Raw genomic sequence first — 13,408 nt, 5'->3', positions numbered from 1 at the left:
TCTACCGGATGGAGGCTGCCAAGTAACCCCCCAGTCTGCTTCGCAGCCAGCCCTCCTCAAGGGGAGCGCAACAGCTTTTATCCCCCACCTCTAAGGGGGGGCGTTGCGTCAGCAAAGGGGGGGTTGATCTGCTCAGGCCGCAAAGTATTGCCTGATATATCTTTTATCCTCCCTACCACCCACACCCCAAACCCCTTTTACCCCGTCACCACCGTCCCTGCTTCCCCCCGCGCCGCTGCCCCCAGCACCCCGGCCTCCATGCCGCTGGCAATCGTGGCGTGTGGTGCGCCCCGGTCTAGGGCATCCAGCGCGGCGCGGACTTTGGGAATCATGCCGCCCGCGATCCAGCCTGCGCCGATGCCTTCTTCAACTTCTGCCCGGCTGAGGGCTTCGGCGCGGCTGGCAGGGTCAGGGTAATCGCGGTACACGCCGTCTACATCGGTCAGAAAGATGATGCCTTCATTCAGCGCCCCGGCTACGGCTCCGGCAGCGGTATCGGCGTTGATGTTCAGCGCGTCCCCGTCTGGCCCCACCGCCACGCAGCCCACCACAGGCGTTATTCCGGCCCCCAGCAGGGTTCGCAGCAGGTCGGCATTCACGCCTGTCACGCGGCCTACACGCCCCAACTCCGGGTCAAAGGGTTCGGCGGTCAGCAGGTTGCAGTCGCGTCCCATCAGCCCCACCGCGCCGCCGATGTCCTGCGCCAATTGCTTGTTCAGTTGGCACAGCGCCATTTCCACTACGTCCATCGCTGCGGGTGAGGTCACGCGCAGGCCGCCCCGGAACTCGCTGGCAATGCCCCGCGCCGCCAATTCGCGCTCTATGACCGGGCCGCCGCCGTGAACCACCACCACAGGCATCAGCCCCCGCAGCGCCGCGATTTCAGCCGCCACCGCCCGCCGAAGTTCCAGACTTTTCATGGCATTGCCGCCGTATTTCACGATCATAGGTGCTGATGATGGCATGGGCTTGGGTGGGAGTTAGGCTGTGGTCTCTGGGCCATAAGCTGTGAAGGCCGACTGGGTGCAAGTTTGGAGATCAAGTTGGCGTGTAAACCCCCCAGTCTGCTGCGCAGCCAGCCCCCCTTAAAGGGGAGCGCAACTGCTGTTGTCCCCACCTCTAAGGGGGGGCGTTGCGGAGCAACGGGGGGGTTCGCCCTCTTCCTCTAGTCTGCGCTCACACCCTGCACCACACGTTTCCCCGCGCTTGCAGGCACGCCTACCGCCTTGGCATACCACGTCATCACTGGGCGGGCATCGAGGGCGAAGGTGTAGCCCAGCCGCTCCCAAAAGCGTGCGCCGCGTGGGTTGTCGCCCAGCACACTGGCCAGAATCCGGGTCGTGCTCCTCGGCACCCGCGCTTCTAGGTGCCGAACCGCCTGCTCACCCAACCGTTGGGACTGGCGGTCTTCGCGGATCAGCAGCAGATTGATGGTCAGGTCACCCGGTTGGGGGTAATCGTGTTTGCAGTCCAAGCTGCCCACCAGATTGCCGTCGTCGTCGTGCAGCAGTTCCAAGCGTCGGCGCGGGTCGAGTAGGGCGAATTCTACGTCGCGCTCGACTTCGGTCAGGCTGGGAACACGGCTGCCCAACAGGGCGAAGTAGCCGGGGGCGGCGGTGTACAGGCTGTGAAGCAGTGGCGCGTGGTGCAGCGCCAAGCGGGTCGCATTCAAGGTCGAAGCCTCCGATCCGGCAGCATGGTGCAGATGACATTCCAAGGGAAGTCCAGAGGAAGGTCTGTGGGTTGCCGGACTGCCCAGAGCATACGCCCCGGACTACCAGATGCAACATGAATTCAGCGAATGGCTGGGTTGATGTTGGATTCACCGTTTGGTGGGGGGAGGTGCGCTACCCTGCCGGGATGACGTCCGCGCCCGCCCCCGCTTCCTCCCCTCTGGCTCCCGCTTCCCAACCGGGCTTTTATGCCGCCCGGTTGGCGTCCCCAGCGGCGCGGCAGGGCGGGGCGGTGCTGGCCCCGATGGCAGGCTACAGCGACGCGCCCATGCGCCAGTTGGCCGCCGAGCAGGGCGCACTCTGGACGGTCAGCGAAATGATCAGTTCACGCGGTTTGGCGCTGGGCAGCGACACCGAGAGCCTGAATCTGGGCCGTCCCTACGCGGGTGAAGTGGGGCGGGTGGTGCAGCTCTTCGGCACAGAACCGGAGGTGTTGGCCGCCGCCGTCGCCAAAGCGGAGGGCTGGTTTGCTCCGGCAGCCCTAGACCTGAACATGGGCTGCCCCGTGCCCAAAGTTCGCGGCAAGGGCGGCGCATGCCTGTTGCAAACGCCTGAACTGGCCTTTGAGCTTATCCGGGCCATGCGCGGCGCAACCGGACTGGATGTGAGCGCCAAGATTCGCCTCGGCTGGGACAGCAACCGCAGCCTAGAAGTGGCGCAGGGTTTGGCCGAGGCGGGCGCGGCGATCATTACGGTACACGGGCGCACCAGTGCCCAGCGGTATACCGGAGAAGCCGACTGGGACGCCATCGCGGCGGTCGGGGCTAGTGTAAGCGTGCCTGTGATCGGCAGCGGCGATATTCGCAACGTAGAGCAGGCCCGCCAACGCCGCCAATCGGGGGTAGCTGCCGTCATGATCGGGCGCGGCGCGGTAGGCAATCCGTGGATCTTCCGGGCCTTGGCCACAGGCGACGACGCCTGGCCGAGCTTGCCCACCCGCGCCGCCACTGCCCTCCGGCACGCCGAGCTGCACATCCAATTTTATGCGGGGCCACTCGGCACAGGCCGCGTTAGCCTGCTGCCCCTCCGCAAAGTGCTGCCCCATTATCTGCCCGATGTGCCCGACTTACACGCCGCGTTGGTGCAGATCGAAACATTAGAGCAACTTAGGGATTGCCTGATGCCGTATTTAGAAAGCCCATTAATGACTGACCGGGCAGAAGAATATAGGCTTGTGGCTGCCCAGTCAACACCACAGGCGCTCCTTAAAGGGTATGCTGTGAACCGACCATGAATGTTCGCGAGTATTACACCTACCTGTCCGCTGCCCGCGAGCAGTTGTGGAATTTCCTGCGTGCCTTGCCCGCAGAGGAACTCAACCGCAACCTGATCGAAAATGGGGATCGTTTCCACACCATCAAAGACCTGCTCTTACACGTCACAGACGTAGAGGACCATTGGGTTCACGCTATTGCACGCGGAGGGGGCGTGCAGCAGTCGGGTAACTACCGCCACGACTGGATCAAACCCGACGCCGCCCAGTACGAACTCGGCTGGATCATCGAGTATGGCCGCGAGGTCAGTCAGCAGACTCAGGCCTTCCTTGACAGCGAACCCGACCTGAACCAGAGCGTGAAATTGGTGCAGGACGACCCCGCCAGCGATACCGTCACGCTGGATCAGTTGATGTGGCACGTGATGACCCATGAGGTGCGCCACACCGCCCAGATTGCCCTGCTCATCCGTCAACTCGGCCACGTGGCCCCTTGGCTGGATTACATGCGCTTCGTGCGCCCGCAGGTCACGGCGGCCCAGAACAGCGGTGCAGAACAAGAACCAGAGTCTGATCTCGATCTGGAAGACGACCTCTAACCTCGTCTCGCCCAATTCTTGGCAACGCCGTCGAATGCACTAGATTCAGCGGCGTTTCTGCCATCTTCCTGACGGCGGGCGTGCATCAAGTCTTTGCATTTGCGGCCCGTAACCCGCGCCTGTGCCAAAAGCCGTCTATACTGAGAGGGTTATGCGGACGGTCACGGTAGGGACGCGTGGGAGCACGCTTGCACTCGCGCAAACCCGGTGGGTAGTCGCCCGACTCAAGGAAGAATGGCCTGAAACGGATTTCCGGATTCAAACCATCTCCACGGGCGGCGACAAGAACCGGGGAAGCCTTTCAGAGATGGCTCAGAAAGGCGATAAAGGCTTTTGGGTCAAGGAAATCGAAGACGCTCTGTTGCAAAAACGGATCGACATCGCGGTGCATTCCCTCAAGGATTTGCCCACCGTGCAGCCCGAAGGCCTAGAAGTGTCTTCCATTCCCAAACGGGTCGATGCACGCGACGTGCTGATCGGCAAAGAAGGCATGAAAAAGCTGGCCGACTTGCCCAAGGGCGCACGCATCGGCACCAGCAGTGTGCGGCGCAAAGCTTTCCTGATGGCCTACCGCCCCGATCTTCAGGTCATCGACTTGCGGGGCAACATCGACACGCGCCTTGGGGTGCTGGCCACGCCTGACTACGACGCCATCATTCTGGCCGCAGCGGGCCTGATCAGAACCGAAATGCGCAACCGGATCGATGAGTTCTTGGAACCTGACATCATGCTGCCTGCTCCCGGTCAGGGGGCGCTGGCCCTAGAGACCCGCGCCGACGACGACCTGAACGTGGAAGTCGCCTACGCCATTCACGATCACACCACCGATGACCGCATTACCGCCGAGCGCGAGTTTTTGGCGGGGCTGGGAGCCGGGTGCATGGCCCCGGTGGGCGCACACGCCACCATCAAGGGCGGCGTGCTGACCCTCGAGGGCTGGGTGGCCGCACTGGACGGCACCAAAGTCATCCGGGCCACCAGCATCGGAGACGCGGGCGAATGCGCCGATATAGGCGCGGAATTGGCCGCCGATCTGCTAGACCGGGGCGCACAGGCCCTCGTAGACGCGGCCCACGAGTAGGCCCATAAGTCAGGTTAAGGTGTGAAAATGACGGCGAGAGTCTGGGGCATCGCAGCTTTGGCGGCGGCCCTCTGGTTCATCATCGGCCTTGTGCAGCGCACCCGTGCAGGCGCGGCCCTAACTGACGCGGCGCTGGCCGAATTGCCCTTCACAGTGGTGGTATTCGGCATCGCCGTCATCTGGGTGATGCTGCGCCAAAGCCGGGGGAAGTGAGCCACAGATAAATGACACAGCAACAGGTGATCTTGATTCCGATTGACTCCTGCTCTTTTGGGATTCGATCGGAGCGAAGCGAGTGGGAAAAAAGACGGACTCCGCGTTGTGGAGCCGCAAGTGGTGGGGTTGCGGTTGTGGCGGAATGGAGCAGAGTCCGTATGACCTCCCCATGAAGCGCCTCGCCGTCATTCATACCGGGGGCACGATTGCCAGCCGCCCCAGCCCCGATGGACGCGGAGTGACGCCCCAGACGCCGCCCAGCGTGCCGGGGTTGCCGGGTGTGCAGGTCACGCATCACCAGCCGTTCAACCTACCCAGCCCGCACGTCACGCCCGCGCACATGCTGCATCTGGCGCACCTGATTGAGCGGCTGGCCCCCGACGCCGACGGGATCGTGGTCACGCACGGCACCGATACGCTGGAAGAAACGGCGTTTTTGCTGCATCTCACGCTGTCGGCGCGAACTCCAGTTGTCCTCACGGGCAGCATGAGGCACGCCGAAGAAATCTCTTGGGACGGCCCCGGCAACCTGCTGGACGCGGCTTATACGGCGCTGCATCCCCAGACCGCTGGGCGTGGCCCGCTGGCCGTGTTCAGCGGCGATATTTTTGATGCCCGAACCGTGACCAAAGTGCATACCACCGCCGTTGACGCTTTCGGGGGCTATCCCGGCCCGATTGGACGCATAGACCGGGCTGGCCCGCGAGATCAGATGCAGGCGCATTTGCGCTACTTTGCCACCCCCGAACCGCGCCCCACTTACGCGCCGGAAGTGCTCACTGCCCGTGTGGAAATCCTGTACGCCGCTGCAGGCTGGACAGGCGAAGGCTACGCCGAAGCCGAAGCGAGGGCGGATGGCTTGGTCATTGCCGCGCTGGGTACAGGCAACTTGCCCGCCGAACTCCTGCCCCTGATTGCCTCAACTACTCAACCTGTGATTATCGCCACCCGCACGCACGCTGGCCCGGTTATTCCGGTGTACGGCTACGCGGGCGGCGGCGCGACGTTGGTGGCCGCCGGAGCCATTCCCGCCAGTTTCCTCAACGCGCACAAAGCCCGCCTGCTGCTGATGGTGCTGCTGAGCTTGGGCATGAGCCGGGAGGAGATTCGGGGGGTGTTCGAGGGCGGAGTGTTCTGAGGGCGGTGAGTGGAAAAAGATGGAAGAGCGGGCCTGTCAACAAATTTTTGTTGACAGGCCCGCTCTTTTCCCACTCTCTACTGACCACCCACCACTTACGTCGTTTCCGCCTTCTGCGCCTGCTTGCGCCGCACGAACCACACCGCCGCGCCGATGACCAGCAGCACCAGAATCACCCTCGAAACGGGGCTGATGTAATGCTCCACTTGGTCAAAATTTTCGCCGAGGATATAACCAGCGGCCACCAGTGAAGAAGCCCACAGGGCCGACCCGATGGTGCTGTAGATCAGGAATGTAAAGATCGGCATCTCGCTGATGCCTGCAGGCAGGCTGAGCAGGCTCCGAATACCGGGAATCATGCGGCCAAACAAGACGGCCTTGGGGCCGTGTTTGTCGAACCAGTCGTCGGCCCTGCGGATGTCTTTGCCGCGCAGGGTCAGCCATTTGCCGTGTTTGTCGGCCCACGCCACCAGCTTTTCTTCGCCAAAGGCCCGCCCGATGTAATACAGCGGCAGGGTTCCCACCACGCTGCCGATGGTTGCCACGATGACCACGATGACCACATTCAGGCTTCCGCGTGAGGCCGCGAAGCCCGCCGATGGCAAAATCACCTCACTAGGAAGAGGTGGAAACAAATTCTCCACGATCATCAGCAGCAAAATTCCCGCGTAACCCAAAGTGTCCATCACGTTTTGCACCCATTCGGCCATAGGGAGTCAGCATAGCGGGTGACTTGGGGGCAGACGTCCATCTAAAGACTTGGCGAGGAGATGCTGTCATCCTTTTGCAGCAACCTGCCCCCTACACTGCCCCCATGACCGCCCCCGAATCCGTCCTGACCGCCCTTCCACACGGCATCCGGGCCATCATTTTCGATTTTGACGGCACGATTCTGGACACCGAAAGCCGCGAATTCTGGCACTGGCAGGAGCTGTACCGCACGCATGGCCGCGAACTGGCCCTCTCGGACTGGCAGCGCGGGATCGGCACGTGGGACGCCTTCGATCCTTGGGCGGGCTTGCCCGATGCGGTGCGGGCAGACCGGGAGCAAGTACACGCCGCGCTGCACGGACGAATTTTGGCCGACATACAGGAACAGGATGTGCGCCCCGGCGTGCGGGCGGTGTTGGAGGCAGTGCGGCCCGCCGGATTGCGCCTCGCCCTCGCTACCAGCAGTGACCGCGCTTGGGTTACGCGCTGGCTGGAGCATCACGGCATGCTGCACCTGTTTGAAGTCCTAGCCACCCGCGACGATGTAGCCCGCGTGAAACCCGATCCCGAGTTGTACCTGCTGGCCGCACACCGCTTGGGCCTGAAGCCCGAAGAATGCATTGCCGTGGAAGACAGCTTGAACGGGGCCACCGCCGCCGTCGCTGCCGGAACCCGCGTGCTGGTCGTACCCAACGAGGTCACGCATACCCAGCCGTTTCCGGCGACCTGGCCGCGTATCGGGGGATATGAGGGCGGGTTGGCGGAAGTAGTTCGGGTGGCGCTTGGCGGGTAAGAGGGTTATTGGCCTTGTCCCACGTTGGATTCCCCCACCCCCCAGCCCCCGCCCCCAAAGGGTGCAGGGGAGCTAACGTTGCACTAGGCAGTATTGATCTTGTCGCGTTTCAAGGCGGCTGAATCCCTCTTTAGAAGCGGAATCGCCAGTTCAATCCAAGATGGAATTGGCCCGCGCGTTGCACGCACGACGGCCTCACACGCAGTGGGGTGGGGACGGTGTGGGGTGGCGGTGTCGGGGTTTTGCTCCCTTCATTAGACCCTTCAACCCTCGACCCTTAGACCAAGCCCCCTTCAACATTGCCCCTTAGCCCTTCCGCCCCTCAAACGTCCGGGTATACCTTCAACTCCGTCACGTGCGCCCGGTCTGGCCGTGTGAGTGCGTGGGCCACACTTTTTGCCAGCCCACGCGGGTCGATCAAGCTGTCCCAACTCATGCCCGCGTCCCGGTTGGCAGGTGTGTCTACGGCCCCCATCGGGTACAGCACGCAGCCGCGCACGCCTTTGGCTTTCAGTTCGTCGTGGAGGCTGAGGATATAGGCGCTGACAGCGGCTTTGCTGGCCGTATACAGCGCGGCGCGGGGGCCACTCAGGCGTGCTGCTTGGCCTGCGCTGACGCCCATGATCAGGCCGTCTTTTTGCTTCAGCATAGAGGGCAGCACGCCCTGAACCGCGTGAAAGAGGGTCAGCATATTCGCCCCGAACATGGCGTTCAGGTCGGCGGTAGTGGCCTTTTGCGCGTCCTGCATCGCAAACGCGCCTGCCGTATGCACCAGCGTGTCTACCTTCACCTTGCGGAGCAGGTCTACGCTGGCGGGGTCGGTCAGGTCTACATCAATCACTTCGGTGGCGGGAAAGCGGTCAGCGGCCTTCGCCAACGCTTCGCCCCGCCCCACCAGCACGATTTGTGCGCCTGCATCTTCTAATTCCTGAGCTATCGCGGTGGCGAGTGCGCCGCCCGCGCCCGTAAGCATGACCGTGGAGGAGCCGAGATTCGCCATGCGCCTAGCCTAGAGCATTTGCCGCAAACTGACCGGATGAGTCAGATGAAGGCTGCCGTAAGGTCGGGCTGTGGGGTGGGGGATGGGCGTTGGGACGATGGGGAAAGGGTTTAAGGGTCTAGGGTCTGAGGGTCTAAGAAGGGCAAGGGCAATCGCGTTGCTCACCACCCCCTCCCAACCTCCCCCCTCAAGGGTGCGGAGCTAAACCTAAGATTCAGCCCTTGAAGTTAACCCTAGCCCACCGCCTCCTCCCCATAAGCCGCCGCCCGCACCGCCTCCCAGTCACCCATGCCAAGCACAAAAGGCTGCCGCTGTGTATCCGTCGTTACCCGTGCGCCCGCCGGGTCTAGGTACACGTCCACCTCAGTTCGAATCCCAAAGCCCTGCGCCGCCGGATAAGTGCCGGGTTCCACAGTCACGCACAGGCCGGGGGTCAGGCGGCGGATGTCGTGGGTTTCGTAGTCGTCCAAGTTTGCGCCGCTGCCGTGAATCTGCACGCCGAGGTCATGTCCAGTGCGGTGAAAAAAGAATTCGCTCCAAGGTGCGCCCATCGTGTCGCGCACGGTGCGGTCTATCTGCCAGCCGCTCAGGTCGCCGCCCGCCAGCAGTTGCGCTATGCCCGCATCCCGCGCCGCCGCCACCGCCTGCCACGCATCCAAGTACGTCTCAGACGGCTGACCTGCGTAGCCCACCCACGTCACATCGGCAAATGGGCGGCCCGGTTCCTGTGCCCACAGGTCGATCAGCACGCACTGGCCCCAGCTCAGCGTGGCGTGTTGTTCGGGGTTGGGTTCGTAGTGGGAATCGGCGGCATTCACACCAAAACTGACGTTCACGGGGTGGCCGCTGACCATGCCCGCCGCCTCAATCGCCTGCCCGATCACGGCCTGTGCGTCCAGTTCGGTCACGGTTTGGCCTGCCTTCAACCGCTCGTGAATCAGGCGGTAGGCGTCGTCTTTGGCCTGCATCAGCACAGCTACAGCCCGCTCGTGCGCGGCCAAATCTTCGGCGCTCCAGATCAGGAAGGCTTGCAGCAGATCGGCGCTCGATACTATTTCTGCGCCCGCCGCCCGCACGCGCTCCACGGTTCCGGCGTCCACGCGGCTCACATACGGCACTGAGCCAAGTGGGCTGTATTCCATCGCCACGCGCTTCCCGGCCACCACGTCGCGCAGGGCCGTGTCCAGTTGGTCATGCGATCCGAAAGCCCGCCGCTCCACGCCCCAGCCCGCCGAGAGGGTGGCCCAAGTGCCGCCTTCGATGTGGTTGTGCAGCAGCACCGCTTGCCCTTCACGCGGCACCCAGACGAAAAACCTTCGCGTCAGGAAAGCCTCTTTGGGCAGCCCCAATACTTTCGCCGCGTGCGGATTCAGGCCCTGAAAATCGTAGATCAGCCAGCCGTCGAGGTCGGTGGACGCGAGGGCGGCCCGCATCTGGTCTATCGGATTGGTCATACCCCAAAGACTATCGGAAACCTATGGAGCCTGATTCCGGTGGCTGGGGTACCTTGGGACTTATGGATGTTGTTCGGTTGCTGGTGCCTATCGCCGTCGTGTTGGTGGTCATGCTCCTGATTTGGGCAGGGCGGGCCATGCTGGAAGGCGCACGTGAAGGCATCGCGGAAGCCAAAGAAGAGGAGGCAGCAGCCAAAGCCGTGCAGGCTGCCGAACAACAGGCCAAGACGGAAGCCCGTCTAGAGCGGTTTGAAGCTGCCTCCGCCGCGCTTTCCCCCGCTGACCGGTTTGCCCTCAATCTCCGCGCGCCGTTTACCGAAATCTGGCTGGAAATCTTTCCGCACGAAGACGATGCCCGTGAGCTTGAATACTTCTACCGCCTGACGCCGCCTGCGGGCCAAGAACACGAATTACGAAAGGCGCTGGAAGACGGCTGGGACATCACCGATCATGGGTCGGCCCTGCACACCCTCGCGTGGCTGATCGACAGCGGCCACCGCTTGCCCTATCTGCAGGTGCGGCAAGCTTTAGCTGAGGGTGAGGACTTGAAGGGCAGGGCGCGTGAGGCGGGCGTGGTGAGCAAGTGGGAAGCGCAGGCAGGCGAGGCGGGCGGCGCGGCTTTCGATCTGGCCCGCGCTGTGGATGTAGCGGCGATGGCCCACGCGCTGGGCTACCTCTCGGAAGCCGAATGCTGGCGGATTCTGCGTCAGTGCCGGATCATCTCCCAAGACCTGTTCGGCAGTTGGGAAGTGTACGGCCAAAGCTTTCTGGCGGGCGCGGAATTCTGGAAATCCGGCGGCTTGATGGACGGCACACGCAATAAGCGTTACGCGGGGAGCATTCGCTGGCTGATGGAAGACGCGCAGAGTCCGTGGCGGCGCGATCCTTGGCCCGTGTCGGTGGAACGGCAAGAGCGGCTGAAGGGGATGAACTAAACCGCCCCTAAATTACTCCCGAAGCCCAAGCACCGCCCGCCGCGCCCGCTCCTGACTGAGATTCCAAACTCGCAGGTCACGCGCCGCGCCGTACTCCACTTTGAGCCGTTGCACCACGTAAGCGCGGGAGTTGTTGCACTCGCGTTCTGTGTTGGGGCAAATGCGGCTGAGCTTGTCCAGATTCGCCACCACAGTCGGCACGGCGTCGGCTCCCAGAGAGATCAACTTCCAGACATCGGCTTGCTGGGGCGTGCTGCGGGTGACGTTGGTCACGGCGGCGAGTTCGCGCCCCACATTCACGCGGGCAATGAGTGCGCCGGGGTTGATCAGGGTGGCAATCAGTAACGTGCCGAAGCCCGCCAGCAACGCCGGATAAGCAAAGCGCCGCAGCGTGCCGCGCCACAGGCAGACGCCCAACCATGCCAGCGCCAGCACCAACCACACCAGCAGCGCCGCGCCCAGCACGCGGATTTCACTCAGGCCATACGCCAGCGTGTACAGCCGCCACCGGTTGGCCGCACTGACCAGCACCAGCGCCAGTGGCAGCAGCACCGCCAGATTCAACAGGCGGTAAGTGGTCTGCGCCCGTACTTCTGGCCGCGTGAGGCCGTAAGCGGCCAGCAGCAGCCCCAGCGTCAGGAAGGCCACCCACAGCAACTCCGAAAAGCCGCGCCGCACGTATTCGGCGAAAGTGAAGCCGTCCGGCAGAGTCACGCCGCTGAGGAAATAGGGCAGTTGCGTGAACAGAAAAACCAGAAATAAGGCTCCTAGCGCCAGCAGCGGCATTCCTGTTTCGATCAGGCCCAAGCGCCCGCCGCGTTCTTCCGGCGTGTCGGTGGCGGTTCCCAGCAGGGTAGGGGAGAGCGCCATCAGCGCCGGATACGCGAGGCCGCACGCGAAGGCTACCCACAGCAGCACCGAAAACGAGCTTTGAATCAAGTCCTCTGGATTCCAGCGCCACAGCCCGGAAATCAGATCGGCAAAACCGCTGTCGGCCCCAGCCAGCAGCCCGCCGAAGACCAGCAACACGGGCAGAGTGAGGAGCAAGCCAGTCAACCAAGGTGTGGCCCGCCCGGATTTGGCTCCGCGCAATCGCCCCCACGGAAAGCGCTCCAATAAGGCAAAAGGGCCGTAGATCAGCCTCAGCCCGCCTGTGAAGACCATGCCCGTCATGCGTCCGGTGGCGGTGGTTGCCAGCCCCGCGTGTCGCCAGACCGCCGCGCCCAAGACCAACGCCAGCAAGAGGGCCAGCCCATTCAAAAACTGGAACTCACCCGGAGCGTCCCACAAGGCAAACGTGAGAGCAAAGGCCAGCGCCACGCCCAGCAGGGTCAGTCCTTCGCGGGAGGGTTTCTCGCCGCGCTGCCGCGCACTCCACAGCAGTAAGCCGCCCCAAAGTGCCACCCAAACCGCCACATTAAGGCCCGACTGTCCGAATGTGTTGACGGTCAGGAAATGGGCGGCCACTCCAGCCACCGCCGCCGCAACCGCAGGCCACGCCGCCCGCTCTGGCCGGGGCCGGGGTGTAGCGTCCCAAGTCGGTGCAGGGGTCAGAGGATGCGCTTCAGCAGGAGCAGAAGTGGACACAGACGGAAGGTGCGGCACTGGCTCTGGTTGTGTCATGCCCGTACCGTAGCGGCGCGGTGGGCGCGGGGCGTCGGCCAAAAGTGGGATGGGGTTTATAAAGTGGCGGCAGTGGGGAAGGCGTCTAAGGGTCTAAGAACAGAAGACTAAGAACAGATTCCGACTTCGCCTCAAACATGTGCCCTTGACCTTCCTTAGACCCTCAACCCTTAGACTGCCTTCCCTTTTTGCCTTCTCCGGTACGGTTGCCCCGGCCCCGTGCCTCTACACTCGCGTCATGGCGTTTCCTGACCTGAGAACCTTTATGCGGCTGCTCGAAGACCGGGGCGAACTCGTGCGCGTGCCTTTTCCGGTAGACCGGGAGCTGGAAATCACCGAAATCGCAGACCGCTTGGTCAAGGCAGGCGGCCCCGCCGTGCTGTTCGAGAACGTGAAGGGCAGTCCCTTTCCGCTGGTCATTGGGCTGATGGGCACACGCGAACGCACGGCCCTGTCGCTGGGCGTGTCCGATCTAGATGATTTGGCCGCCAAAGTGCGCGCCCTGATCGACTTGAAAGGCAGCGGCGGCATCGGCGGAATGCTGGGCAACGTGACCAAGTTGAAGGACGCGGCCAACTTGCCCCCCAAGCGCGTCAAAACTGGCCCGGTGCAGGAGGTAGTATGGCGCGGCGATGAGGTAGACCTCTCGAAACTGCCCGTGCTGAAATGCTGGCCGCAAGACGGCGGGCCGTTCGTGACGCTGCCACTGGTCATCACCAAAGACCCCGAAACGGGCGAGCGGAATATGGGCATGTACCGCATGCAGGTCATGTCGCGCAACACCACCGGGATGCACTGGCAGCGCCACAAAACAGGCACGCGCCATCTGGAGAAGGCCCGCAAACTGGGCCAACGGTTAGAGGTGGCGGTGGCCCTCGGCGGCGATCCGGCCCTGATCTACGCGGCCACCGC

Annotated in this window: 14 protein-coding genes (1 of these 14 running past the window's edge); 8 read left to right on the top strand and 6 right to left on the bottom strand. The window is 63.2% G+C overall.

Annotation, left to right across the window (positions count from 1 at the left end; all coding sequences use genetic code 11):
* Positions 1-197 precede the first annotated feature (197 nt).
* The gene (argB, locus tag SU48_RS12605; protein ID WP_064015543.1) at positions 198-947 is read right to left on the bottom strand and encodes an acetylglutamate kinase; all 750 of its coding nucleotides are present in this window, start codon (positions 945-947) and stop codon (positions 198-200) included.
* 218 nt (positions 948-1,165) lie between these two features.
* The gene (locus SU48_RS12600) at positions 1,166-1,672 is read right to left on the bottom strand and encodes a GNAT family N-acetyltransferase (protein ID WP_064015542.1); all 507 of its coding nucleotides are present in this window, start codon (positions 1,670-1,672) and stop codon (positions 1,166-1,168) included.
* A 188-nt stretch (positions 1,673-1,860) separates the two neighbouring features.
* On the opposite strand from SU48_RS12600, the gene SU48_RS12595 reads away from it, so the two are divergent.
* The 5 genes from SU48_RS12595 (at position 1,861) to SU48_RS12575 (ending at position 5,980) form a co-directional block, all read left to right on the top strand.
* A complete protein-coding gene (locus SU48_RS12595; protein ID WP_082869771.1) occupies positions 1,861-2,967 on the top strand; it encodes a tRNA dihydrouridine synthase in 1,107 nt (368 codons plus the stop codon).
* Positions 2,964-3,545 carry a DinB family protein gene (locus SU48_RS12590; protein ID WP_064015541.1) on the top strand — a complete coding sequence of 194 codons (582 nt, stop codon included), beginning with the start codon at positions 2,964-2,966 and terminating at the stop codon, positions 3,543-3,545. Before SU48_RS12595 ends, SU48_RS12590 begins: the two co-directional genes overlap by 4 nt.
* A 151-nt stretch (positions 3,546-3,696) precedes the next feature.
* Entirely contained in the window at positions 3,697-4,626 is a 930-nt protein-coding gene (hemC, locus tag SU48_RS12585) for a hydroxymethylbilane synthase (RefSeq protein WP_064015540.1), read from the top strand.
* Positions 4,627-4,653: 27 nt separating this feature from the next.
* The gene (locus SU48_RS12580) at positions 4,654-4,839 is read left to right on the top strand and encodes a hypothetical protein (protein WP_064015539.1); all 186 of its coding nucleotides are present in this window, start codon (positions 4,654-4,656) and stop codon (positions 4,837-4,839) included.
* A gap of 172 nt (positions 4,840-5,011) precedes the next feature.
* A complete protein-coding gene (locus SU48_RS12575; protein WP_064015538.1) occupies positions 5,012-5,980 on the top strand; it encodes an asparaginase in 969 nt (322 codons plus the stop codon).
* A gap of 95 nt (positions 5,981-6,075) precedes the next feature.
* Here SU48_RS12575 and SU48_RS12570 read toward each other — a convergent pair whose 3' ends face one another.
* A complete protein-coding gene (locus SU48_RS12570; protein WP_064015537.1) occupies positions 6,076-6,690 on the bottom strand; it encodes a DedA family protein in 615 nt (204 codons plus the stop codon).
* Between the two features lie 104 nt (positions 6,691-6,794).
* Between SU48_RS12570 and SU48_RS12565 the strand changes: the two genes are divergently transcribed.
* Complete coding sequence (locus SU48_RS12565; protein ID WP_064015536.1) at positions 6,795-7,484, top strand: HAD-IA family hydrolase; 690 nt, start codon at positions 6,795-6,797, stop codon at positions 7,482-7,484.
* 322 nt (positions 7,485-7,806) lie between these two features.
* Here SU48_RS12565 and SU48_RS12560 read toward each other — a convergent pair whose 3' ends face one another.
* Positions 7,807-8,484 (bottom strand): SDR family oxidoreductase, encoded by a 678-nt coding sequence (locus SU48_RS12560; protein WP_064015535.1) that lies wholly within the window; start codon positions 8,482-8,484, stop codon positions 7,807-7,809.
* A 233-nt stretch (positions 8,485-8,717) separates the two neighbouring features.
* Entirely contained in the window at positions 8,718-9,938 is a 1,221-nt protein-coding gene (locus SU48_RS12555; protein WP_064015534.1) for a M24 family metallopeptidase, read from the bottom strand.
* Positions 9,939-10,000: 62 nt separating this feature from the next.
* Between SU48_RS12555 and SU48_RS12550 the strand changes: the two genes are divergently transcribed.
* Entirely contained in the window at positions 10,001-10,873 is an 873-nt protein-coding gene (locus SU48_RS12550) for a DUF1266 domain-containing protein (protein ID WP_064015533.1), read from the top strand.
* 12 nt (positions 10,874-10,885) lie between these two features.
* On the opposite strand, the gene SU48_RS12545 is transcribed toward SU48_RS12550, so the two are convergent.
* A complete protein-coding gene (locus tag SU48_RS12545; protein ID WP_197474648.1) occupies positions 10,886-12,460 on the bottom strand; it encodes a DUF4153 domain-containing protein in 1,575 nt (524 codons plus the stop codon).
* 274 nt (positions 12,461-12,734) lie between these two features.
* Here SU48_RS12545 and SU48_RS12540 point away from each other — a divergent pair, with 274 nt between their 5' ends.
* Positions 12,735-13,408: the 5' portion of a menaquinone biosynthesis decarboxylase gene (locus SU48_RS12540; protein WP_064015531.1), read on the top strand. The gene runs 1,180 nt beyond the window's last position; only the first 674 of its 1,854 coding nucleotides appear in the window; its start codon is at positions 12,735-12,737; its stop codon lies beyond the right edge, outside the window.

Origin of the sequence: Deinococcus puniceus (assembly GCF_001644565.1) — a bacterium.
In the GTDB taxonomy this organism is placed as follows: Bacteria; Deinococcota; Deinococci; order Deinococcales; family Deinococcaceae; genus Deinococcus; species Deinococcus puniceus.
Note: the sequence above shows the minus strand (reverse complement) of the source record. Positions and strands in the feature narration are given on the sequence as shown.

What these genes read in the sequence shown, in the direction of transcription:
- SU48_RS12590 (WP_064015541.1), top strand. Translation starts at nt 2,964, where the DNA reads ATGAATGTTCGCGAGTATTACACCTACCTGTCCGCTGCCCGCGAGCAG.
- SU48_RS12575 (WP_064015538.1), top strand. Translation starts at nt 5,012, where the DNA reads ATGAAGCGCCTCGCCGTCATTCATACCGGGGGCACGATTGCCAGCCGC.
- hemC (WP_064015540.1), top strand. Translation starts at nt 3,697, where the DNA reads ATGCGGACGGTCACGGTAGGGACGCGTGGGAGCACGCTTGCACTCGCG.
- SU48_RS12560 (WP_064015535.1), bottom strand. Translation starts at nt 8,484, where the DNA reads ATGGCGAATCTCGGCTCCTCCACGGTCATGCTTACGGGCGCGGGCGGC.
- SU48_RS12580 (WP_064015539.1), top strand. Translation starts at nt 4,654, where the DNA reads ATGACGGCGAGAGTCTGGGGCATCGCAGCTTTGGCGGCGGCCCTCTGG.
- SU48_RS12565 (WP_064015536.1), top strand. Translation starts at nt 6,795, where the DNA reads ATGACCGCCCCCGAATCCGTCCTGACCGCCCTTCCACACGGCATCCGG.
- SU48_RS12555 (WP_064015534.1), bottom strand. Translation starts at nt 9,938, where the DNA reads ATGACCAATCCGATAGACCAGATGCGGGCCGCCCTCGCGTCCACCGAC.
- SU48_RS12550 (WP_064015533.1), top strand. Translation starts at nt 10,001, where the DNA reads ATGGATGTTGTTCGGTTGCTGGTGCCTATCGCCGTCGTGTTGGTGGTC.
- SU48_RS12595 (WP_082869771.1), top strand. Translation starts at nt 1,861, where the DNA reads ATGACGTCCGCGCCCGCCCCCGCTTCCTCCCCTCTGGCTCCCGCTTCC.
- argB (WP_064015543.1), bottom strand. Translation starts at nt 947, where the DNA reads ATGATCGTGAAATACGGCGGCAATGCCATGAAAAGTCTGGAACTTCGG.
- SU48_RS12570 (WP_064015537.1), bottom strand. Translation starts at nt 6,690, where the DNA reads ATGGCCGAATGGGTGCAAAACGTGATGGACACTTTGGGTTACGCGGGA.